Below are 21,166 nucleotides of genomic sequence, written 5' to 3'. Positions count from 1 at the left end.
CGGTGGCCATCTACCTCGTGGTGGTCAAGTACGGGACGCTCCCCGCACCGGGTGGGGAGCGGCACAGTGGCAGGGCCTCGGGTGCGGGATCGATCCGGCCCGGCACGGAGAAGGGACGACGGTGACCGCAAGCGCTCTTGCGCTCCACAGCGTGCTCGCTGTTGAGAGCGATCCGGGCGGTGGCTTCTCGCCGCCGACGATCGCCGAGTTCTACCCCGAGCCGCTCGCCGAGTTCTCGCTCTTCGGCATCGCGTTCGCCATCACCCGGATCACGATCATCTCGTGGATCGCGACGGCGGCCATCCTGGCGCTGCTCGTCCTGGCCGTGCGCAAGCCGTCCATCGTGCCGGGCAAGCTGCAGTTCCTGGGTGAGAGCGGCTACTCCCTGGTGCGCGACGGCATCGCCCGCGACATCGTCGGGCCGAAGGGCCTCCCGTTCGCGCCCTTCCTGGCGTCGCTGTTCTTCTTCATCCTGGCCAACAACGCGATGAGCATCATCCCGTTCGCGCAGATCTCACCGAACGCGAAGTTCGCCTGGCCGCTGGTCCTCGCCGTCGCCGTCTGGGTGCTCTACAACTGGGTCGGGATCCGCGAGCAGGGCGCCAAGCGCTACTTCAAGGACGCGGCCGTGCCGCCGGGCGTGCCGATCGGCGCCCTGGTCCTCGTGACGCCCATCGAGCTTCTGCAGGTGTTCGTGATCCGCCCGTTCACCCTGGCGGTCCGACTCTTCGCCAACATGTTCGCCGGCCACATGCTGCTGGTGGTCTTCTCCCTCGGCACGGTCTACCTGTTGACGGTGGGCAACTTCTCCGTCATCTTCACGCCGTTCGCCTTCCTGATGGCGCTGGTCATGACCTTCTTCGAGGTCCTGGTGATCGTCCTGCAGGCGTACGTCTTCACGGTGCTCACGGCCACGTACCTCAACGGTGCGGTCGAACCCGCGCACTGACCTCCCGGGCTGACCGGCCGACGTGGCCGGCCCACTGGACTGCACCACCCGCTCGACCCCGCCAGCCGCCCGGTGACCACCGGGCGACGACACAGGAGGAACACCCCGCAATGATCGAGGTTCTCGCAGAGCTCGAAGGCAACATCGGCACGGTCGGCTACGGCATCGGCGCCATCGGCCCCGGCATCGGTGTGGGCATCGTGTGGGCCGCCTACATCCAGGCGACCGCCCGTCAGCCCGAGTCCGCCGGTCTGACCCGCACCTACGCGTTCCTCGGTGCCGCCCTGGCCGAGGCGCTCGCGCTCATCGGCTTCGTCGTTCCCTTCATCTACTGACGGCCGGACGAACCGACATCGAGTTCCGGTCTGTCACGGCTATAGAGGGACGGTAGGACAATGAGCATCCTCGCCGCGGAGAGCGCGAATCCGCTGTTGCCCCCGTGGGGCGAGATCATCGTGGGCGCGATCACGTTCGCGATCCTCGTGCTCGTGGTGGTCAAGTTCGTCGCGCCGCGATTCGAGCAGGTCTTCCAGGCACGCCGTGAGGCGATCGAGGGCGGCATCGAGCGGGCCCAGGCGATGCAGGCCGAGGCCGAGGCCTCGCTGGCGCAGTACCGCGCCCAGCTGGCCGAGGCGCAGGCCGAGGCCGCGAAGATCCGCGACGACGCCCGCGCCGAGGGGCAGCAGATCATCGAGCAGCTGCGCGCCCAGGCCCAGGCCGAGTCGGCCCGGATCGTGGCCCGTGGCGAGGAGCAGCTCACTGCTTCCCGTCAGCAGGTCGTGACCGAGCTGCGTGGCCAGATCGGCACCCTCGCCGTCGAGCTCGCCGGCCGCGTGGTCGGGGAGTCCCTCGCCGACGACGCCCGTCGCAGCGGCACCGTCGACCGGTTCCTCGACGACCTGGACACCATGTCGGCGACCACCGGCACCGCGACGACCACCGGCCCGGCCGACGGTCGCGGCGGCAGCACGGCGTACGTCCCGCAGGACGCGCGCTGATGCACGCCTCCAGCAGGGCAGCGATGCAGGAGTCGCGGGCCAGCCTGCAGCAGCACACCGGCGGGGCGCGCAGCCGCACCCGCGGTGAGCAGCTGCTGACGCTGGCCGACGAGCTGTACGCCGTGGCGCACGTGCTCGACGGGCAGCCCTCGCTGCGCCGTGCCCTGTCCGACGCCTCCTCGCGGCCCGAGGACCGGGCCGGGCTCGCCCGCCGGCTGCTGGCCGCGCAGGTCGGTGCCGACACCCTCGCCGTGGTCGAGACCGTGGCGCGCCAGCGCTGGTCCCGGCCGCTGGACCTGGTCGAGGCCACCGAGACCCTCGCGACCGAGGCGGCCCTCGACGCCGCCGACGCCCGCGGGGAGCTCGACGGCGTCGAGGACGAGCTGTTCCGGTTCGCGCGCATCGTGGCCGGCGACGACGACCTGGCCCGCATCCTGGGCAACCGGTCGGCTCCCCGCGAGGGGAAGAGCGCCCTGCTCGACCGGCTGCTGACCGGCAAGGTCAGCCCGGTCACCGAGCGACTCATCCGGAACTCCCTGACGAGCTCGCACGTGCACAACGCGGAGAACGAGATCGAGCGGTTGTCCACGGCGGCGGCACGCCGGCGTGGCCAGTCGGTCGCCCACGTGACCAGCGCCGTGCCGCTGACCGCTGCGCAGGAGCAGCGGCTCGTCGCGACCCTCGAGCGCATCCACGGGAAGACCATGGGCCTGCAGGTCCAGGTCGACCCCGACGTGCTCGGCGGCCTGGTGATCCGCGTCGACGACGAGGTCATCGACGGCAGCATCGCGCACCGCCTGGACGAAGCCGGGCGTCGCCTGGCCGGCTGACCGACCGCCCCAGCCGGCCGGCGCCGCCGACCGCGCAGCTCCACCGCACCACCACAGACACCAGCAGAAGAGGACGCGAAGCCATGGCCGAGCTGACGATCTCCGCGGACGAGATCCGCAGTGCGATCCAGAACTACGTCTCCGACTACACCCCGGACGTCTCCCGGGAAGAGGTCGGGGTCGTCACCGAGGCCGGCGACGGCATCGCCCGGGTCGAGGGCCTGCCCTCGGTCATGACCAACGAGCTCCTCGAGTTCGAGGGCGGCGTGCGCGGTCTGGCGCTGAACCTCGACGTGCGCGAGGTCGGCGTCGTGATCCTGGGCGACTTCGCCGGGATCGAGGAGGGCCAGACGGTCCGCCGGACCGGCGAGGTCCTCTCCGTGGCCGTCGGCGACGGCTACCTGGGCCGCGTCGTCGACCCGCTCGGCAACCCGATCGACGGCGCCGGCCCGATCGCGACCACCTCGCGTCGCGCCCTGGAGCTGCAGGCCCCCACCGTCGTGCAGCGCCAGTCGGTGCACGAGCCGATGCAGACCGGGATCAAGGCCATCGACGCCATGACCCCGATCGGCCGCGGCCAGCGCCAGCTGATCATCGGCGACCGCCAGACCGGCAAGTCGGCGATCGCGCTGGACACGATCATCAACCAGAAGCAGGCCTGGGCGACCGGTGACCCGGCGCAGCAGGTGCGCTGCATCTACGTCGCCGTGGGCCAGAAGGGCTCCACCATCGCCGCCACGCGTGCGGCGCTGGAGGACGCGGGCGCGATGGAGTACACGACCATCGTCGCCGCCCCGGCCTCCGAGCCGGCCGGCTTCAAGTACATCGCCCCCTACACCGGCTCGGCCATCGGCCAGCACTGGATGTACGAGGGCAAGCACGTCCTGATCGTGTTCGACGACCTGTCCAAGCAGGCCGAGGCCTACCGCGCCGTGTCGCTGCTGCTCCGTCGCCCGCCGGGCCGCGAGGCCTACCCCGGCGACGTCTTCTACCTGCACTCCCGTCTGCTCGAGCGCTGCGCGAAGCTCTCCGACGAGCTGGGTGCGGGCTCGATGACCGGTCTGCCGCTCATCGAGACCAAGGGCAACGACGTCTCGGCGTACATCCCGACCAACGTCATCTCGATCACCGACGGGCAGATCTTCCTCGAGACCGGTCTGTTCAACTCCGGTGTCCGCCCGGCGATCAACGTCGGTGTCTCGGTCTCCCGGGTCGGTGGCTCGGCGCAGATCAAGGCGATGAAGTCCGTCGCCGGCCGCCTGCGGCTGGACCTGGCCCAGTTCCGCGAGCTCGAGGCCTTCGCCTCGTTCTCCTCGGACCTGGACGCCTCCAGTCGGGCCACCCTGGACCGCGGTCAGCGGCTGGTCGAGCTGCTCAAGCAGGGCCAGTACTCGCCGTTCCCGGTCGAGCGCGAGGTCGTCTCGCTGTGGCTGGGCACCACCGGCAAGCTGGACATGGTCCCGATCCCGGACGTGCGTCGCTTCGAGGCGGAGTTCCAGGAGTTCATCTCCCGGGGCGACAACACGATCTTCGACGACATCCGCAACTCCAAAAAGCTGTCCGACGACACCGTCGGCAGCCTGGAGCGGGCCGTCGAGACCTTCTACGGCCGGTTCACCACCTCCGACGGCGAGCGGCTCAAGGGCACCGAGCCCGAGGTCGAGGCCATGGCCGCCGGCGAGCGTGGCCAGGAGACCGTCCAGGTCAAGCGGGGCTCCTGACCATGGCCGGTTCACTCCGCGCGCTGCGGCGCCGCATCCGCTCCACCCAGTCGACGAAGAAGATCTTCTCGGCCCAGGAGCTGATCGCCGGCGCCCGCATCGTGCGTGCCCAGAACCGCGTGGAGGCCTCGAAGCCCTACGCCCGGGAGATCACCCGGGTGCTGTCGGCCCTGGCCGGGGCGGCCAGCCTGGACCACCCGCTGCTCACCGAGCGCACCAGCGCCCGGCGGGTGGCGGTCCTGGTGATCACCTCCGACCGTGGCTTCGCCGGCTCCTACAACGTCAACGTGCTGCGTCGGACCGAGGAGCTGCTCGGTCTGCTGCGGCAGGAGGGCAAGGAGCCGCTGCTGTACGTCATCGGCCGCAAGGGCGAGACGTACTACCGGTTCCGTGACCGCGCGGTCCAGGACTCCTGGACCGGCTTCTCCGAGCAGCCGGGCTACGCGGACGCGCAGGAGGTCGGGCGCGTCCTCATCGACGCCTTCACCGCCGGCGCCGACGACGACGAGTCCGGTGCCGGTGTCGACGGCATCGAGGGCGTCGACGAGCTGCACATCGTCTACACCGAGTTCCGCTCGCTGCTGGCCCAGGTCCCCGTGGCCAACCGGATGGCGCCGCTGGTGGTCGAGGAGGTCGACGAGTTCCGCGACGAGGCCCCCGCCGGGCAGGGCGGCACGAGCGACGTCCCGACGTCCTACGACTTCGAGCCGTCGGCCGAGGAGCTGCTGGACGCCCTGCTGCCGAAGTACATCACCACCCGCATCTACGCGGCCCTGCTCGAGGCGGCCGCCTCGGAGTCGGCGTCGCGTCGGCGGGCGATGAAGTCGGCCTCGGACAACGCCGAGGAGCTCGCGAAGAACCTCGCCCGGCAGGCGAACCAGGCCCGTCAGGCGGAGATCACCCAGGAGATCAGCGAGATCGTCGGCGGCGCCGACGCGCTGGTGACCGCGGGCTCGGACAACTGAGCACCCGCACGAGCACTGCCCCGGTCGCGGCGCCACCCGCCGCGACCGGGGACACTGAAGACAGAGATCGACAGCGGGAACCACACAGCCCGAGGGCAGGAGAGCAGCACAGATGACCGTCACCGAGGATCGTCCGAGCACCCAGGGGACCACCGGCGCCGGCCGGGTCGTCCGGGTCACCGGGCCGGTCGTCGACGTCGAGTTCCCCCGCGACGCGATGCCCGACCTGTTCAACGCGCTGAAGGTCGACGTCACCCTGGCCGACCTGGGCAAGACGCTGACCCTCGAGGTCGCCCAGCACCTGGGTGACAACGTGGTCCGCACCATCTCGATGGCCCCCACCGACGGCCTGGTCCGCGGTGCGCAGGTCCGCGACACCGGCTCGGCCATCTCCGTCCCCGTCGGCGAGGCCGTCACCGGCCACGTGTTCAACGCACTCGGCGAGTGCCTGGACACCCCCGGTTACGGCGAGGACGCCCCGCACTGGACGATCCACCGGCACGCGCCGAAGTTCGACCAGCTCGAGGGCCGCACCGAGCTGCTCGAGACCGGCATCAAGGTCATCGACCTGCTGACCCCCTACGTCAAGGGCGGGAAGATCGGCCTCTTCGGTGGGGCTGGCGTGGGCAAGACGGTCCTCATCCAGGAGATGATCCGTCGCGTCGCCCAGGAGTTCGGTGGCGTGTCGGTGTTCGCCGGTGTCGGCGAGCGCACCCGTGAGGGCAACGACCTCATCACCGAGATGACCGAGTCCGGCGTCATCAACTCCACCGCCCTGGTCTTCGGCCAGATGGACGAGCCGCCGGGCACGCGTCTGCGCGTGGCCCTGTCGGCGCTGACGATGGCGGAGTACTTCCGCGACGAGATCCAGCAGGACGTCCTGCTGTTCATCGACAACATCTTCCGCTTCACGCAGGCCGGGTCCGAGGTCTCCACGCTGCTGGGCCGCATGCCCTCCGCCGTGGGCTACCAGCCGACCCTGGCCGACGAGATGGGCGAGCTGCAGGAGCGGATCACCTCGACCCGAGGCCGGTCCATCACCTCGCTGCAGGCCATCTACGTGCCCGCGGACGACATCACCGACCCCGCGCCGCACACGACGTTCGCCCACCTCGACGCGACGACGGTGCTCTCCCGGCCGATCTCGGAGAAGGGCATCTACCCGGCCGTCGACCCGCTGGACTCCACCAGCCGGATCCTCGACGCCCAGTACGTCGGGCAGGAGCACTACGACACCGCCCGCGAGGTGCAGCGGATCCTGCAGCGCTACCAGGAGCTGCAGGACATCATCGCCATCCTCGGCATCGACGAGCTCGGCGAGGAGGACAAGGTCACGGTCAACCGTGCCCGGCGCATCGAGCGCTTCCTCTCCCAGAACATGTTCGTCGCCGAGGCGTTCACCGGTCAGCCGGGTTCGTACGTGCCGCTGAGCGAGACGCTGCAGGCCTTCAAGGCCGTCGCGGCCGGCGAGTACGACCACGTCCCGGAGCAGGCGTTCTTCATGTGTGGTGGGCTCGAGGACCTCGAGGCCAACTACGCCAAGCTGAAGAAGAGCTGATCCAGGCCCGTCCGCACCAGGACGGGTCGCGCAACGGCCGGGTCCCCACGGGGGCCCGGCCGTTGCCGTTCCCGGGCACCACGAGTGCTCACGCGCCGCGGTCGCCGTGCGGTCGGGCGGCGGTGCAGGCCCTCCCATCGGGTGGCGGGGAGACCCGAGGCTCAACCTCCGAGGTGCAGCGGTCGATGATGGGGAGAGCGCGTCCGGCCGGCGGACGTCGGAGCCAGGAGCAGCACGTGCACAGGTCGGGGGTCCCAGCGGTGCTGCGACGCAGCAGCAGGACTGCGGTGGACAGCGAGGTGACCGGGCCGCCGACGACCGTCCTGCCGGCGGCGACCGTCCTGCCCGAGGACGCGATGCAGTGGAGCTGGCCGCCCTACGCGCCGGTGCACACCGAGTCGGCGGTCTTCGACACCGACGACTGGGCGCCGCCGTCGGTGGTGTGGCACCCGCAGCTGCGCGTGGGTCGCTGGACGATGCTCTACCGCCGCAGCGGGAGCTGACCGGCCCGCTCGTCCCACCCGTCCACGACGCGACCGAGGACGACGCCGGCGTCGGCGTCCGGCCCCTGCCCGACCGGGTGTGGCGCAGCGCGCCGCGACACGCCGCTAGACTGGATCCACACCCGTCGCCGCTTCCGTCCGGACCGGCGACCCGCACCGCCGCCCTGACGGGCCGGCCGGTGGACCCGGAGGAGAGACGTGGCGACCCTGCAGGTCGAGCTCGTGGCCGTCGAGAAGATGATCTGGTCCGGTGAGGCCAGCATGGTGATCACCCGTACGACCGAGGGTGAGCTCGGCGTCCTGCCCGGCCACGCACCGCTGCTCGGCGAGCTCGCCCCCGGTGGCGTGGTCCGCATCCGTCGCGAGTCCGGTGAGGACCTCGTCGTCGCCGCCCACGGTGGCTTCCTGTCGGTGACCGAGCGGGGGGTGTCGATCCTCGCCGAGACCGCGGAGCTCGCCACCGACATCGACGTGGAGCGGGCCCGTGAAGCGCTCCGCCGCGCCGAGGCCGCCGGTGACGACCCGGAGGCGCTGGCCGCCGCCCGGCGTGCCGAGTCCCGGTTGCGCGCCGCCGGCCAGGACGTCTGAGCCGCACCCGCCCCACCGCCCCCGCAACGGCCGACAGCCAGCCCCGGTGACCACCGCCGTCCTGATCGTCCTCGGTGTCGTGGTGGTGGCGCTCGTCGCCGCCTTCCTGCTGCGGCGGCGCTTCCTGCTCTCCGGGCTGGGCGCGGTCACCATGTGGCTGCGGCCCCCCGGGGCGCCGCGCTGGGCGGTCGGGGTCGCCTGGTACTCCGGCAACGACCTGCTCTGGTACCGCGCGCTGTCCCTGTCGGTGCGGCCCAACCGCCGGTTGTGCCGCTCGCAGTTCCAGGTCGACGCGCGGCGCCGGCCCACGTCGGCCGACCTGTCCCTGCCGCACGAGACGGTGATCCTCACCTGCCGCACCGGCGCCGGGCCGCAGGAGCTGGCGATGGACCCCTCGACGGTGACCGGCTTCCTGTCCTGGGTCGAGTCGGCCCCGCCCGTCGACCGGTGAAGGACCCCCTCGCCCCCACCGCTCGCAGGCTCGCGGCGGGGCCCTGCGAGGGGGCCGTTGCAGCGCTAGCGGCGGGCGGCGCGCTGGGCGTGGACGCCGCTGTGTGCGCCCGGCTCCCACAGGACGTCGCCGTCGGGGTTGGCGGAGCGGGCGAGGATGAACAGCAGGTCCGACAGGCGGTTGAGGTAGCGCGCGTTCTCCTCGTTGGTGCGCTCGGCGTCGACGGCCAGCAGCGCCCAGACGCTGCGCTCGGCACGGCGGGCGACCGTCCGTGAGGCGTGCAGCAGCGCGGCCAGCGGCGTGCCACCGGGCAGGACGAACGACGTCAGCGTCGGCAGCTGCTCGTTGGCGGTGTCGCACGCCGCCTCCAGCCGCTCGGTGTAGGCGGCGGTGACCCGCAGCGGCGGGTGCGCGGGCGAGGGCTGGATGGGCGTGGACAGGTCCGCGCCGAGGTCGAACAGGTCGTTCTGGATGCTGAGCAGCAGCTCGGCGACCTCGGGGGCGGGGCTGCCGAGCGCGATGGCCACACCGACCGAGCTGTTGGTCTCGTCGACGTCGGCGTAGGCCACCAGCCGCGGGTCGGTCTTGGTCACCCGGCTCATGTCGCCCAGGTGCGTCTCCCCGGCGTCACCGGTGCGCGTGTAGATGCGGGTCAGCCGGACGGTCATGCGACGAGCCTAAGGCGGGGGAGCCGGGGGTCGTCGCCAGCGGGTGGCAGGCGCCCGGCCGGGCGCCTCTAGGCTGGGCGGGTGGAGTGCTTCGAGGTGACCGGTGGGGCGTCCCTGCGCGGTCGGGTCCGGGTCACCGGGGCCAAGAACAGCGCGCTGAAGCTGATGGCGGCGGCGCTGCTGGCCCCGGGACGGACGACGCTGGACGAGGTGCCCGACATCCTCGACGTGTCGATCATGAGCGAGGTGCTGCGGCGGCTCGGGTGCGGGGTGAGCTTCGAGCGCTACCCGCTGGAGGCCGGTGGCAGCCCGAGCGGCGGCGGCCGGGTGCTCATCGACGTCCCGGAGGAGCCCTCCAGCGAGACCGACTACGACCTGGTCCGCCGGATGCGGGCCTCGATCAGCGTGCTGGGTCCGCTGGTCGCCCGGCTGGGCACCGCCAAGGTCGCCCTGCCCGGCGGTGACGCCATCGGCTCCCGCGGGCTCGACATGCACATCGCCGGCCTCGAGCGGCTGGGCGCGACCATCGTCAGCGAGCACGGCTTCCTGGTCGCCACCGCGCCCCGGCTGGTCGGCACCTCGATCTGGCTGGACTTCCCCTCGGTGGGCGCCACCGAGAACCTGGTCATGGCCGCCGTGCTGGCCGAGGGCACCACGGTCGTCGACAACGCCGCCCGCGAGCCCGAGATCGTCGACCTGTGCCGGATGCTCGTGGCGATGGGCGCCCGGATCGACGGCGCGGGCACCTCGACGATCACCGTCGAGGGCGTCGAGGGGCTGTCCCCGGTGGCGTACTCGACCGTGCCGGACCGGATCGTGGCCGGCACCTGGGCGATCGGTGCGGTGATGACCCGCGGCGACCTGGTCATCGAGCGGGCCGTGGCCGACCACCTGACCGTGGCGCTGGACAAGCTGGTCACCGCCGGCGCCACCGTGGAGCCGCAGGCCGACGGCGTCCGGGTGGCGATGGAGGACCGGCCGCGCGGCGTCGACGTCGTCACGCTGCCCTACCCGGGCTTCCCGACCGACCTGCAGCCGATGGCGGTGGCGCTGGCGGCGGTCTCCACCGGCACCGCGCTGATCACCGAGAACGTGTTCGAGGGCCGGTTCATGTTCGTCAACGAGCTGGTCCGGCTGGGCGCCGACGTGCGCATCGACGGCCACCACGCGGTCGTCCGCGGCCGGGAGCGGCTCTCCAGCGCCCCGGTGCTGGCCACCGACATCCGCGCCGGCGCCGGGCTGGTGCTGGCCGGCATGCTGACCGACGGGGTCACCGAGGTCCAGGACGTGCACCACGTCGACCGCGGCTACCCCGACTTCCTCGAGCAGCTGCGCGGCGTCGGCGTCCAGATCGAGCGCACCCAGCGCCCCAGCTGACCTCGCGGCCGCCGGGGCTCCCCTTCACTTCCCGCCGAAGGAGAGCGCCAGGGCGCGGGCCCGGGCGAGGTCCTCGGGGAAGACCAGGACGTCGGCGCGGTGGGCGGCGGGCTCGCGGATCGTGGACCGGATGCCGGCGTCGGACAGCACGGCCCGCAGCGCCAGCGCGGACTCCCGCCGGGTCAGCGTCGCCACCGGGGTGAGCAGCTCCTCGGCCTTGACCGGCTTGGCCGTCGAGCCGGAGCCGAAGGCCCAGCGGGCGAAGAGGGCGATGACCGCCAGGGCCACCAGGGCGATTCCCGGGCCGACGGCGAAGTGCAGGCTCCCGGCCTCGATCGGCACGCTGACCCCCAGCCCTGTGCAGCCGGCGGCCGCGCTCTCCGACCGAGTGTGCCACTCCCGTGCGCCCGCTGTGGCGGAGTGGATCCGTCCAGGTCACGGCGACGGATCCACTCCACCTCAGCCGAGGCGGACGACGACGCCCTCGGTGGCGCTGCGCCGGGCGGCGTCGAGCACGGTGGCGGTGGCGACGGCGTCCCGGGCGTCGACCGGGACCAGCCCGCGGCCCCGGACGGCGGCGGCGAAGGTCGGGTAGAAGGTGTCCCAGGCGCCGGGCAGGGTGGGCACCACGACGGCGGTGTCCCCGCTGCGCAGCCGGCCCCAGCGCGCCTCGGGCTCGGCGCCCCACGCGTCGCCGAGGGTGCTCGGGCTCTGCCCGGCGACCAGCGCGTCCTCCTGGCCGTCCATCGGGCCGTCGACGACGTAGCTGCCGGTCGAGCCGGTCACCCGGAAGCGCCAGCCCGGCGCCCCCTCGCTCCAGCTGCCGGCCAGCAGCGAGTGCGCGCCGGAGGTGTGGGTGAGGGCGACCAGCACGTCGTCGTCCAGACCGCTGTCGCGCACCCGCCACTCGGCGTAGACGGTCGCGACCGGGCCGAGCAGCACGAGGGCCTGGTCGACGAGGTGGCTGCCGAAGTCCAGCAGGGTGCCGCCGCCGGAGGGGGCCGGGCCGGGCTCGGGCGTGAAGCGCTCGAAGCGGGACTCGAACCGGGTGACGGTGCCCAGGACGCCGTCGCCCACCAGCGCGCGCACGGTGCGGAAGTCGGAGTCCCAGCGCCGGTTCTGGTACGGCGCCAGCGGCAGGCCCAGCCGTTCGGCCTTCTCCACCGAGGCCCGCGCGGCCGCGGCGTCGAGGGCGAAGGGCTTGTCGCAGACCACGGCCAGGCCGAGGTCCAGGGCCCGGTCGGTGAGCTCGCTGTGGGTGTCGGCGGGCGTGGAGATGGCCACCGCCTCCGCGCCGGCGTCGGCCAGCTGCTCCAGGGAGTCGAACGCCGCGGCACCCGGGTGCTCGCGGGCCACCAGCTCGCGGCGGTCGGCGGAGCGGGTGACCACGCCGACCAGCGTGCACTCGGCCGCCGCGGCGATCAGCGGGGCGTGGAAGTACCGGCCGCCGAAGCCGTAGCCGACCAGGCCGAAGCGGACGGCGTCCGCGGGAGGGGTGCTCATGCCCCGAGTCGACCACGCGCGGCCGGCCACGTCACCGGCGGGCCGAACCGCACCGCGACCCCGGCGGAGAACAGCACGCTGTCCGGCGCCCCGGTCACGCCGGGCAGCCCGGCCGCCGCCAGCAGCGACTCGTCCAGCTCGAGCAGCTCGGCCCGGTGCAGCGGCCACTCGTCGTGCTCGTTGGGCCAGTAGACCGGTCCGCGCCGGCCGGGGCGGTGCAGCCCCCAGCGCGCGGTGAGGAAGGTCCCCAGCGGGTCACCGCCGGGCAGCCGCTCGCCGACCTGGACCCGCACGCGGCTGTGCGCGCCGCGCGGGCCGGGCCAACGGCGCGCGGACGTGTAGCTGACCTGGTCGCCGTCCCGGGTGACGTCCATGCCGGCCCAGGTGTAGGGCAGCCGGGCGACCCAGCGGGCGGCGAGCACCGGCAGCAGCCGGCTGGCCTCCAGCGAGCGGAAGACGACGCCGCGGCGGCCGAGCGCGTCCACCGAGTACAGCCGCACGTTGGTCTCCGGGAACGACCCGAGGTACGGCAGGCCCGGGGCACCGAGGAAGCCGATCCGGTGCATCCGGAAGGGGATCAGCCCCACGTAGGTGACGCCGTCGAGCAGGTCGGGGGTGGTGCCGGCCGGCAGCAGCGGCGCGACCACCGCCGGGTCGACCGCCCAGTGCAGGAACGCCAGGTCCCGCCAGCTCTGGGTGAAGACGGTGCGCCCCGCCGGCCGCGGTGCGGTGGGGGTCAGCTCTTCGGGGTCGGCCACCGGCCCAGCCTGCCCCTCCCGGTCCCCGCTCACCCGGTGAGGTCGGCGCAGCCGGTCTCGTGCGGCAGCAGCGGGCGGAAGGTCAGCGACCAGCGGGCGCCGTCCGGCGTCGTCCAGGGGGTCGCGGTGCTGGCCCGGTCGGCCACGAGACGCACCTGCTCGGCCGGGACGACGACGCACCCCACCCCGGCGCCCAGCGGCTCCCCGGGGAGGTCGGGACCGGGCCAGGCGACCTCCGGGGCCCCTCCCGGCAGACCGCCCGGTGCGTCCTGGTCCACGTACGGGCGCGCCAGCACCGCGACGGCGTCGGGGTCCCAGCTCTCCGCCGTGCCGGCCAGCGCGGTCAGCTCCTCGGCCAGTGCGGCGAGCCGCTCGCGGCCGGTCCGCTGCTCCCCGCTCAGGGCGGGTGACCCGAGACCCTCCTGGAGGCCGACCACCTCCCGCACGACGGTGCGGCCGTCGGTGCGCACGGTGAACCGGGTGCTGGGCACGTCGGCGAGACCGGCGTCGCCCAGGTCGACGCGCTCGTCCACGCCCGCGGCGAGCGCCCGGTCGACCAGGTCGGGCAGCTGCGCGGGGTCCAGTCGGGTCACCGTGAGGCCGGGCCAGGCGAAGGGCGGGTGGATGGCGGCCATCGGGCCCGGCGCGATCACCCGGCCGTCGGCGTGGACGATCACGTCGGGCAGCCGGCCGAGCAGCTCCTCGGGCGTGGTGAACCCGCCGACGCGGGCGACCTGCAGCACCACCGCGTCGGAGCCGTCAGGTCCACCGGCCGGTGTCGCCGGAGGGGCGTCACCGCCCGCGCCGGCACGGGTGCCACCGCAGGCGGCCAGCAGCAGCGACGCGGCGAGCAGCAGGCCGAGTGCCCGGCCGGGCCGGGCGGACGACGCGTCGGGCTGGGCGCGGCTCATGCCGGGTAGCGTCCCACCCCGTGCGCCTGGTCATTGCCCGCTGCTCCGTGGACTACATCGGGCGGCTCACCGCCCATCTCCCGCTCGCCACCCGGCTGCTGCTGGTCAAGGCCGACGGCTCGGTGTCCATCCACGCCGACGACCGCGCCTACAAGCCGCTGAACTGGATGAGCCCGCCGTGCTCGCTCAAGGAGGAGCTCGCCGACGGCTCGGGCACCTGGACGGTGACCAACAAGGCCGGTGAGCAGCTGGTCATCACCATCGACGAGGTCCTGCACGACCACCGGCACGAGCTCGGCGTCGACCCGGGCCTGATCAAGGACGGCGTCGAGGCCGACCTGCAGCGGCTGCTGGCCCTGCACGTGGAGACCTTCGGCGCGGGCTGGTCGCTGGTGCGCCGGGAGTACCCGACCGCGATCGGCCCGGTCGACCTGCTGTGCCGCGACGCCACGGGCACCACCGTGGCGGTGGAGATCAAGCGGCGCGGGGAGATCGACGGCGTCGAGCAGCTGACCCGCTACCTGGAGCTGCTCAACCGCGACCCACGGCTGGCCCCGGTCAAGGGCGTGTTCGCCGCGCAGGAGATCAAGCCGCAGGCCCGGGTGCTGGCCGCGGACCGGGGCATCGACTGCGTCACCGTCGACTACGCCGTCCTCAAGGGCACCGACGACCCCTCGGCCCGCCTCTTCTGACGACGGGCCCGCACGCGGTGGTCCGCGGCAGCAGGGGCCGTGGATCAGCCGGGTGGGAGACTGTCGCGGACGACCGAGCCGGGAGGAGGGCACGTGGACGGAGCACCGACCGGGGACGGCCCGACCGCCGGCTCCCTCGACGGCACGGCCGGTCGCGGGCTCCGCGACCGGCTGCGGTAGCGGGGTGGGCCGTCGGGGCGGGAACAGGGGCGACCGCCGGGACGACCGCCGTCCGGCCGCCGCGTCCTCGCCGTCGCGCCGTCCGGCGCAGCCGATCGAGCAGGCCGGGGACGGCGACTGGGTGGTGCGTCCGCTCACCGGGTCCGGCAGCGACAAGACCTACCGCTGCCCGGGCTGCGACCAGGAGATCCGTCCGGGCGTCCCGCACGTGGTCGCCTGGCCGGCCTACGCCCGCGACTCCGACCTCGAGCCGTGGGACACCGAGTCCTCGGCGGACTGGCGCCGGCACTGGCACACCGCCTGCTGGCGCAACCGGGACCGCCGCCGCTAGACGGAGGACCCTCCTGCACCCCAGGCCTCGCGAGCTCGGCGCGGTCCCCTGCAGCAGGGCCAGCTCATGGGACCGCGGTCGCGTAGACGACGACGTTGTCGGTGTAGCTGCGGCGGCTGCGGTCGAAGCTGCCCCCGCAGGTGATCAGCCGGAGCTCGGCGCCGGTGGTCGGACCGTAGACCTCGGTCGTCGGGAACGCCGTCTTCGGGTAGGCGGCCACCTCGGTGACGGTGAAGGCGACCCGCCGGCCATCGCTGCGGGTCACCAGCACCTCGTCGCCGGGGGAGAGCTCCTCGAGCCGGAAGAACACCGCCGGGCCCGCCGTGCTGTCGACGTGCCCGGCCAGGACGGCGGGGCCCACGTCACCGGGGGCGGGACCGGCGGAGAACCAGCCGGCCTGCCCGGAGTCCGCCGGCGGCAGCAGTGCCCCGGCGGCGTCCACGCCGATGCCGACCAGGTCGGTGTCCAGCCCGATCGCGGGGACGGTCACCCGGACCGGCTCGGCCACGGTGTCGGCGACCGGGCTGGTGAGCACCACCGGCGCGGGCGGGGCCGCCGCTGCGGCCGGCACCGGGGCGTCCCCGCCGCCGGTGCCCGACACGACGGCCACCGTGCCGGCGGTGACCGCCACCGCGGTGAGCGCCGCGCGCAGCAGGGTGACGCTGCGGCGGGGTGGGCGCCGGTGCCGGCCCGGGCCGACGACGGGGCTCCCGCCGCCCGTTCGGGTCGGGACGCCGGTCACCCGGGCCCCGTCCGGCACCTCCCCGTCCGGCACCTCCCCGTCCGGCACGGTCGTCAGGCCGCGAGGTGCCGCGGCTCGTGCCCGCGGCGGGGGAGCCGGGTGCGCGCGGTGAGCAGCAGCAGGCCGACCGCGACACCCGCCAGCGCCAGCGGACCGGCCGGGACGCCCCCGTCGGCCGCGCCACCGGCACCGGCCTCGACGCCGCCCACCGGGACGACGCCGGGGCTGGCGGCGTCCAGCTCCGTGCTGACCGCGAGGCCGCCGCTGCGGTCGAGGACCAGCACCGTGTAGACCGAGCCGGCGGCCAGGTCGACCGGCAGGTCGCTGGGGGTCCCGTTGCCGGGGACCACCTTCAGCGTCTCGGCGCCGCCGGGGACGTCGACGTAGTCGGTGCTGTCGGCGAAGGACAGCCCGCGCGCCAGGGTCGTGTCGGTGCCCAGTGACAGGTCGACCGGCGACGCGGTGGCCGCGGCGTTGATGACCCGGGCGCGGGCCTGGCCGGCCGCGGGGAGCGTGAGGTCGTCGGGCAGCACGGCGAAGCCCAGCTCGGCGAAGTAGCCGACGCCGGCGATCGTGGTGGCGGTGCCGCCGGTGACCGTGACGGTGGTGGCGAGCACCGGCGGGCTGGACGGGTCAGCACCGGCGCCCCGCGCGCTCACCGTGTAGGTGCCGGCCGGGACCGTCTGGTAGGCGGAGACGTCGCCGTAGCTGACCCCGGAGAGCACGACGCCGGTGCCGGGCGCGGACACCGAGTCGATGTAGGCGTCGACCGAGGGCGTGTCCGGGGACAGGTGCATCATCCGGACCAGACCGGTGTCGGCCCCGACGGCCGGAGCTGCCGAGGCCGCCGGGAGTCCGAGCGCGCACAGCCCCGCGCAGAGCAGCGCGAGCAGGGGGACTCGGGTGAGCCGGGCCATGGTGCTCCTTCGATCACGGTGCTGGTCTGCTCACGGTGTACAGCAGTGACCGGCTCCCCGCACGCCGAGTCCGCGTCCACCGACGCAGCGTGATCACCGGCGAGGGGCGGTGACCAGCCCGTCCGGGTCCTGGACCAGGTCGTACCCGATCAGCAGCCCGCCCGGCACCTCGCTGACCCGGTCGGCGACGTAGGGCTCCTGCTGTGCGCCGAGCCAGCCGCGGAAGCGCTCGGCGGCGGCCGGGTCGGCCGCCAGCGACGTCCCGCCGACGGTGGCGACGACCGCCTGCCGCACCGGGGCGTCCGCCGGCTCGCCCGGGACGGCGGGCAGCGACTCCACGCCGACGCCGTACTGCGCGCCGATGCCGGCCAGCAGCGTCAGCAGCCGCGGGTCGACCCGGCCCTCGGTCAGCAGGCGCGCGTCGGCGGCGGGGAACCGGTTGGTCGGGTTGGCGAGCAGGGCCGTGCCCAGCTGCCGGCGGGTCGCCAGCTGCTCGGGCGTCGGCGCGACCGCCTGCGGGTCGGTGACGGTCAGCTCGCCGCCGGGGCCGAAGCTGGCGACCGGGGTGCCCGCGGCCGGGGCCGCACCGGAGGTGACCTGCAGGACCGGGGCGGTGGGGCCGGTCGAGGCGGGCACCGGGAGCTCGGTGCCGGGCAGCACCCGGTCGGGGTCGGCGCCGGCGTGCACCAGCTGCGCGGTCAGCTCCGGGTCGGCGGTGACGACGGCCTCGTCGGGCAGCTGCCCGCCCAGCCACTCCACGAGCTGCGCGTCGGCCGTCGCGCCGAAGTCGCTGCGCGGCGTCCGCGACAGGGCGCTCGCCGCGAGCGCGGCCACGACCACCAGGGCGGCTGCCCCGGCCAGCCCGGCCACCAGACGCGCCCGCGGCCGGGCCAGCACCGGCCGGCCCAGGCGCGCGGCGGCGAGCGTGCCGAGCGCGCCCACCAGCAGGGCGGCCGGCGGCAGGCTCAGCAGCAGCGCGGCGACCCGCTGCGAGGGCGGTGCGACCGACAGCAGGGCCACCGCGGCCAGTGCGACGCCCACGGGGCGCCACCGTGGCAGCAGGACGGCGGCCAGCACGCCCACGACGAGCAGCACGCCGGTGGCCACCAGCACGCCGGTGCGGTCGGCGCCCCAGCGGGCCGGGTCGGCGGTCTCGGGCGCCCAGCGCTCGACCAGTGCCCGCCCGCCGGTCAGCAGCAGCACCCCACCGGCGGCGGCCGCGGCCCGCCGCGCGGGATCGCCCCGGCCGGCAGCGGCGGCGGCCAGTCCGGCGACCAGGAACAGCAGCACGTCGGGGGCCAGCAGCACTGCGAGGACGACGGCGGCCGCGGCGAGGGCCCCGACGGCCACCGGCACCCGGCCGCGGAGGGAGCCCTCCGCCTCGTGGTCCCCGGCCGGTCGCAGCCAGCTGGTGAGCAGCCACGCGGCCAGCAGCAGCCAGGGCACCGCGAGGGCCGCCGGTGACGCCACGGCGTGCAGCGGCACCAGCACCGGCAGCGCACCGAAGGCGAGCACCGCGACCGCGCACCCGGCGTCGGGCACCCCGAGCCGGCGGGCCGTGCGCCACAGCAGGACGGCGTTGAGCACCAGGACGACCAGCAGCAGCTCGCGCTCGACGGCGACGAGGGTGGCGTGGCGCTCGAAGGCCCGGGTCACCGTGGCGTGGACGGCGCCGTGCACGGCGGCCAGCCCCTCGGGCGACAGCGGGGCGACGTCGGCGGTGCCCCGGGCGAGCGCGAAGGCCGGGGCCGCCAGGTCGCCGTCACCGGGCAGCGGCAGCCCGCGCAGCATCCGGGCGCCGACCAGACCCACGACCAGGACGGCGAGCACCGGCCACAGCAGCCCGACCCGCGCCCGCTCCGGCCACGACGGCCGGGCCGCCCGGTGCCGGGCACGCCGCTGGCCCGGCGGCTGAGCGGGGGAGGACGCCGGGGCGGCGGCCGACGGCGGGGCGGGCACGGCCGGTCCGACCGAGCCGGCCGGCTCGACGCGCTCGGCGGACCCGCCCGGCCCGGTCGGGGGCAGCGGCCCGGGGGACGAGGCCGGCTCGGCGGCCTGCCGGCGGCGGGCCCGGAGGGGAGGCACGGCGTGCGGTACGGCGGCCGGGGCCGGGGTCGGGGCGGGCGCGGCCCGGTGGCTGCCGCCCGCACCGGCGACGGCGCGGCCGGCCTCGGTCGGTTCGGCCACGGTGGTCCTCCTCCCGGCGCTCGGCACGGCTGCGGTGCCGACGGGCACCCCGCTCACGGGCACCGACGTCGTGTGCCGATGGTGCCCGTTCCGCCGTCGGATGCCCAACGCAGGGCGCGCCGTCCCCGGGGACGACAGGACCCGCCGGGCGGGATGCCCGGCGGGTCCTGTCGTGCGACGTGCTGCGAGGTGCGGCGGTCAGCCCCGGTCGGGCGCCGACGCCCCGCCGGTGGGTGCGGGCACCGGGGGAGCGGCGGGTGCCGGCCGTCCGGCCCGGGCGGGCACCGGCGGGGTCACCCGGCCGGCGGGGGCGCCGGTGCGCTCGGCGGTCGCCGGGCCCTGGGCGGCCTGCTGGGTCGGGTGCGCCGGGGTCGGCGTGCGACCGGCGGGGCGGGCCTCGGTCTCGGTCGGCGCCGAGGTGCCGAACGGTGCCGGGACCCGGACGGCCTGGGTCTGCGCCGCGGCCGGCTGCTCCTGGGTCGGTGCCGGGGCCGCCGTGGGCTCGGCGGCGGCGGCCGGGGCGACCTGGGTGGCCGGCTCCTGCGCGGGGGACCCCGCGGCCTCGGCTGCCGGTCCGCCGGTCGCCTCGGCGTCGGGTGCGGCATCGGCCGGCTGGGCCGGCGCCGGGTGGTCGGCGAGGTCGGGCAGCTGGCCGAGCAGCGTGCGGACGTCGGCCAGGCGGCGGGTCACGTCGTCGCGGACCCGGCGGATCTCGACCGCGGAGGCGTCGGCGTCGGCGACGGTGCGGGCCGCGTGCGCCTCGGCGTCGGCGACCCGCTGCTGGGCGGCGGCGAGGGAGGCCTGCTCGCGCTCCTCCTCCAGCCGGGCGGCCTCGGTGCGGCGGGCCCGCTGAGCGATGTCGAAGTCCTGCTCGACCTTGGTGCGCCGGGCCTGGGAGTCCGCGTCGAGCTGGGCGGCCCGCTCCCGGGCCTTGTTCACCAGGTCGTCGGCGCGGGCCTGGGCGACGGCGGAGATCTGCTCGGCGTGCTGGCGGGCCTCGAAGACCAGCCGCTCGGCCTCGGCCTGGCTGGCGGCCGAGCGCTCGCCGAGGGCGCGCTCCTCACCGGCGACCCGCTCGCGGACGGCGTCGACCTCGGCGGCCACGGCGGCCTGCAGGGCGGCGGCCTGCTCCTGGGCGGACCGCTTGATCTCCGCGGCCTCGTCCTGGGCCAGCTGGAGCATGTTGGAGATGCGCTCGCCCATGTTCTCGAACGTGGGGGCGCTGGCGCTGGCCGCGCGGCGGCGCAGCGCCTCGACCTCGCCGTGCAGGGCCTGCAGCTGGCGCGCCAGGTCGGCCGACCGGGACACGGCCGCGTCGCGGTCGGCCAGCGCGACCCGCAGGTCGGCGTCCAGCCCGGCGAGCGTCTCGGCCACCTGGTCCCGGTCGTACCCCTTGCGCACCACGTCGAAGGTGGGGCCGCTCTCGCGGAAGGAGAGCTGGTCGTCGCGGGGGTCGCTCATGCCCGTCATCCTCGCAGAGATCGCGGGCCCGGGACACGCAGGTCCGGTGCCCTCCCAGCCGACTCACAGGGGCCGGCGCGGCGGTCCGCCCGGGCGGTCGCTGCCCGTCCCAGCGGCGTCACGGTCAGTGTGCGGCGGGCTCCACGAGCTCGATCAGCACCCCACCGGCGTCCTTGGGGTGGACGAAGTTGACCCGGCTGCCGGCGGTGCCGCGACGGGGGGTGTCGTAGAGCAGCCGCAGGCCGCGCCCGCGGAGCACCTCGGCGGCCGCCTCGACGTCGGCGACCCGGAACGCCAGCTGCTGCAGCCCCGGTCCCGACCGCCCGATGAACCGCGCGATCGTCGACTCGGGGGTGAGCGGGGCGAGCAGCTGGATGCGCGTCGTCCCGTCGCCGACGGCGAGCATCGCCTCGCGCACGCCCTGCTCCTCGTTGACCTCCTCGTGCACCGAGTGGACGCCGAGGGTCTGCGCGTAGAAGGCGATCGCGACGTCCAGGTCCGGCACGGCGATGCCGACGTGGTCGATCGTGGTGAACAGGTCGTCGGTCGAGGCGGTCACCCCGGGCATCCTGCCGTCCCCCAGGTCGACCGGGGGACGGCGGGACCGGCTCGGCTGCAGGTCCGACACGAGCCTGCGGTGGGTGGGGGCAGCCAGGTCCGCTGCCGGCGGGCGGGGAGGTGCAGCAGTGCGGCGTCGACCTGTTCGGCGTGGCCGCCGTCCGTGTCGTGCGGCCACCAGCTGATCGGCAGGCGCCCGCGCTGTCCGTCCACCGCACCGGAGGCTGGTCGCCCCGGTCCGCCGCTGGCTATCCTGGCCGCGCCGGTGACCACAGGACGGTCGGCGGCGCCGAGGAGGAACGGTCGCCAACGGCGGCG

At 75.0% G+C, this 21,166-nt stretch carries 23 protein-coding genes; 13 read left to right on the top strand and 10 right to left on the bottom strand.

All coding sequences use genetic code 11. From position 1 onward, the window contains the following. Positions 1–151: 151 nt before the first annotated feature. The 10 genes from atpB to O2W14_RS12045 all read left to right on the top strand — a co-directional run bounded on the left by atpB (position 152) and on the right by O2W14_RS12045 (position 8,563). Positions 152–949: a F0F1 ATP synthase subunit A gene (atpB, locus tag O2W14_RS12090; protein WP_269176346.1), complete on the top strand. Its 798-nt coding sequence runs from the start codon at positions 152–154 to the stop codon at positions 947–949. Between the two features lie 110 nt (positions 950–1,059). Continuing rightward, entirely contained in the window at positions 1,060–1,284 is a 225-nt protein-coding gene (atpE, locus tag O2W14_RS12085; RefSeq protein ID WP_269176345.1) for an ATP synthase F0 subunit C, read from the top strand. A gap of 60 nt (positions 1,285–1,344) precedes the next feature. Next, positions 1,345–1,947, top strand: coding sequence for a F0F1 ATP synthase subunit B (locus O2W14_RS12080; RefSeq protein ID WP_269176344.1), 603 nt, complete (start codon positions 1,345–1,347; stop codon positions 1,945–1,947). Next, positions 1,947–2,777, top strand: a complete 831-nt coding sequence (locus tag O2W14_RS12075; protein WP_269176343.1) for a F0F1 ATP synthase subunit delta — start codon at positions 1,947–1,949, stop codon at positions 2,775–2,777. The genes O2W14_RS12080 and O2W14_RS12075 overlap by 1 nt, the downstream gene beginning before the upstream one ends. Before the next feature lie 83 nt (positions 2,778–2,860). After that, a complete protein-coding gene (atpA, locus tag O2W14_RS12070; protein WP_269176342.1) occupies positions 2,861–4,498 on the top strand; it encodes a F0F1 ATP synthase subunit alpha in 1,638 nt (545 codons plus the stop codon). Between the two features lie 2 nt (positions 4,499–4,500). Continuing rightward, positions 4,501–5,463, top strand: a complete 963-nt coding sequence (locus O2W14_RS12065; RefSeq protein ID WP_269176341.1) for a F0F1 ATP synthase subunit gamma — start codon at positions 4,501–4,503, stop codon at positions 5,461–5,463. Between the two features lie 112 nt (positions 5,464–5,575). Continuing rightward, complete coding sequence (atpD, locus tag O2W14_RS12060) at positions 5,576–7,021, top strand: F0F1 ATP synthase subunit beta (protein ID WP_163612245.1); 1,446 nt, start codon at positions 5,576–5,578, stop codon at positions 7,019–7,021. A 287-nt stretch (positions 7,022–7,308) separates the two neighbouring features. Then, positions 7,309–7,524 carry a hypothetical protein gene (locus O2W14_RS12055; protein ID WP_269176340.1) on the top strand — a complete coding sequence of 72 codons (216 nt, stop codon included), beginning with the start codon at positions 7,309–7,311 and terminating at the stop codon, positions 7,522–7,524. 198 nt (positions 7,525–7,722) lie between these two features. Then, entirely contained in the window at positions 7,723–8,112 is a 390-nt protein-coding gene (locus O2W14_RS12050; protein ID WP_269176339.1) for a F0F1 ATP synthase subunit epsilon, read from the top strand. 46 nt (positions 8,113–8,158) lie between these two features. Next, positions 8,159–8,563: a DUF2550 domain-containing protein gene (locus tag O2W14_RS12045; RefSeq protein ID WP_269176338.1), complete on the top strand. Its 405-nt coding sequence runs from the start codon at positions 8,159–8,161 to the stop codon at positions 8,561–8,563. Between the two features lie 65 nt (positions 8,564–8,628). On the opposite strand, the gene O2W14_RS12040 is transcribed toward O2W14_RS12045, so the two are convergent. After that, positions 8,629–9,231 carry a cob(I)yrinic acid a,c-diamide adenosyltransferase gene (locus O2W14_RS12040; protein ID WP_269176337.1) on the bottom strand — a complete coding sequence of 201 codons (603 nt, stop codon included), beginning with the start codon at positions 9,229–9,231 and terminating at the stop codon, positions 8,629–8,631. Between the two features lie 81 nt (positions 9,232–9,312). Between O2W14_RS12040 and murA the strand changes: the two genes are divergently transcribed. Then, entirely contained in the window at positions 9,313–10,608 is a 1,296-nt protein-coding gene (murA, locus tag O2W14_RS12035; RefSeq protein WP_269176336.1) for a UDP-N-acetylglucosamine 1-carboxyvinyltransferase, read from the top strand. A 24-nt stretch (positions 10,609–10,632) separates the two neighbouring features. Here murA and O2W14_RS12030 read toward each other — a convergent pair whose 3' ends face one another. The 4 genes from O2W14_RS12030 to O2W14_RS12015 all read right to left on the bottom strand — a co-directional run bounded on the left by O2W14_RS12030 (position 10,633) and on the right by O2W14_RS12015 (position 13,780). After that, entirely contained in the window at positions 10,633–10,950 is a 318-nt protein-coding gene (locus O2W14_RS12030) for a hypothetical protein (protein ID WP_269176335.1), read from the bottom strand. Positions 10,951–11,067: 117 nt separating this feature from the next. Further along, positions 11,068–12,111, bottom strand: coding sequence for a Gfo/Idh/MocA family protein (locus O2W14_RS12025; protein ID WP_269176334.1), 1,044 nt, complete (start codon positions 12,109–12,111; stop codon positions 11,068–11,070). After that, entirely contained in the window at positions 12,108–12,869 is a 762-nt protein-coding gene (locus O2W14_RS12020) for a YqjF family protein (protein ID WP_269176333.1), read from the bottom strand. The genes O2W14_RS12025 and O2W14_RS12020 overlap by 4 nt, the downstream gene beginning before the upstream one ends. A 29-nt stretch (positions 12,870–12,898) precedes the next feature. Beyond that, entirely contained in the window at positions 12,899–13,780 is an 882-nt protein-coding gene (locus O2W14_RS12015) for a hypothetical protein (protein WP_269176332.1), read from the bottom strand. Between the two features lie 20 nt (positions 13,781–13,800). Between O2W14_RS12015 and nucS the strand changes: the two genes are divergently transcribed. Next, positions 13,801–14,472 (top strand): endonuclease NucS, encoded by a 672-nt coding sequence (gene nucS, locus O2W14_RS12010; protein WP_269176331.1) that lies wholly within the window; start codon positions 13,801–13,803, stop codon positions 14,470–14,472. 184 nt (positions 14,473–14,656) lie between these two features. After that, positions 14,657–14,983, top strand: coding sequence for a hypothetical protein (locus tag O2W14_RS12005; RefSeq protein ID WP_269176330.1), 327 nt, complete (start codon positions 14,657–14,659; stop codon positions 14,981–14,983). A gap of 64 nt (positions 14,984–15,047) precedes the next feature. Here the strand turns inward: O2W14_RS12005 and O2W14_RS12000 are convergent, their stop codons facing one another. From O2W14_RS12000 to mce, 5 genes are all read right to left on the bottom strand, one after another. Further along, positions 15,048–15,725: a class F sortase gene (locus O2W14_RS12000; RefSeq protein WP_269176329.1), complete on the bottom strand. Its 678-nt coding sequence runs from the start codon at positions 15,723–15,725 to the stop codon at positions 15,048–15,050. Positions 15,726–15,778: 53 nt separating this feature from the next. Next, positions 15,779–16,642, bottom strand: a complete 864-nt coding sequence (locus O2W14_RS11995; protein ID WP_269176328.1) for a DUF4397 domain-containing protein — start codon at positions 16,640–16,642, stop codon at positions 15,779–15,781. 93 nt (positions 16,643–16,735) lie between these two features. Then, positions 16,736–18,829: a hypothetical protein gene (locus O2W14_RS11990; RefSeq protein WP_269176327.1), complete on the bottom strand. Its 2,094-nt coding sequence runs from the start codon at positions 18,827–18,829 to the stop codon at positions 16,736–16,738. Positions 18,830–19,027: 198 nt separating this feature from the next. Further along, positions 19,028–20,290, bottom strand: a complete 1,263-nt coding sequence (locus O2W14_RS11985) for a hypothetical protein (RefSeq protein ID WP_269176326.1) — start codon at positions 20,288–20,290, stop codon at positions 19,028–19,030. Positions 20,291–20,414: 124 nt separating this feature from the next. Further along, a complete protein-coding gene (mce, locus tag O2W14_RS11980; RefSeq protein ID WP_269176325.1) occupies positions 20,415–20,849 on the bottom strand; it encodes a methylmalonyl-CoA epimerase in 435 nt (144 codons plus the stop codon). Between the last annotated feature and the right edge of the window lie 317 nt (positions 20,850–21,166).

The sequence above is a fragment of the Modestobacter sp. VKM Ac-2986 genome, from assembly GCF_026967795.1.
Taxonomy (GTDB): Bacteria; Actinomycetota; Actinomycetes; order Mycobacteriales; family Geodermatophilaceae; genus Modestobacter.
The sequence above is the reverse complement of the archived record's forward strand: the minus strand, read 5'-3'. Positions and strand labels throughout refer to the sequence as shown.

Coding starts and splice junctions, on each gene's coding strand:
- atpE (WP_269176345.1), top strand. CDS start 1,060: ATGATCGAGGTTCTCGCAGAGCTCGAAGGCAACATCGGCACGGTCGGC.
- O2W14_RS12080 (WP_269176344.1), top strand. CDS start 1,345: ATGAGCATCCTCGCCGCGGAGAGCGCGAATCCGCTGTTGCCCCCGTGG.
- O2W14_RS12075 (WP_269176343.1), top strand. CDS start 1,947: ATGCACGCCTCCAGCAGGGCAGCGATGCAGGAGTCGCGGGCCAGCCTG.
- atpA (WP_269176342.1), top strand. CDS start 2,861: ATGGCCGAGCTGACGATCTCCGCGGACGAGATCCGCAGTGCGATCCAG.
- O2W14_RS12065 (WP_269176341.1), top strand. CDS start 4,501: ATGGCCGGTTCACTCCGCGCGCTGCGGCGCCGCATCCGCTCCACCCAG.
- atpD (WP_163612245.1), top strand. CDS start 5,576: ATGACCGTCACCGAGGATCGTCCGAGCACCCAGGGGACCACCGGCGCC.
- O2W14_RS12040 (WP_269176337.1), bottom strand. CDS start 9,231: ATGACCGTCCGGCTGACCCGCATCTACACGCGCACCGGTGACGCCGGG.
- O2W14_RS12025 (WP_269176334.1), bottom strand. CDS start 12,111: ATGAGCACCCCTCCCGCGGACGCCGTCCGCTTCGGCCTGGTCGGCTAC.
- O2W14_RS12015 (WP_269176332.1), bottom strand. CDS start 13,780: ATGAGCCGCGCCCAGCCCGACGCGTCGTCCGCCCGGCCCGGCCGGGCA.
- O2W14_RS11995 (WP_269176328.1), bottom strand. CDS start 16,642: ATGGCCCGGCTCACCCGAGTCCCCCTGCTCGCGCTGCTCTGCGCGGGG.
- O2W14_RS11985 (WP_269176326.1), bottom strand. CDS start 20,290: ATGAGCGACCCCCGCGACGACCAGCTCTCCTTCCGCGAGAGCGGCCCC.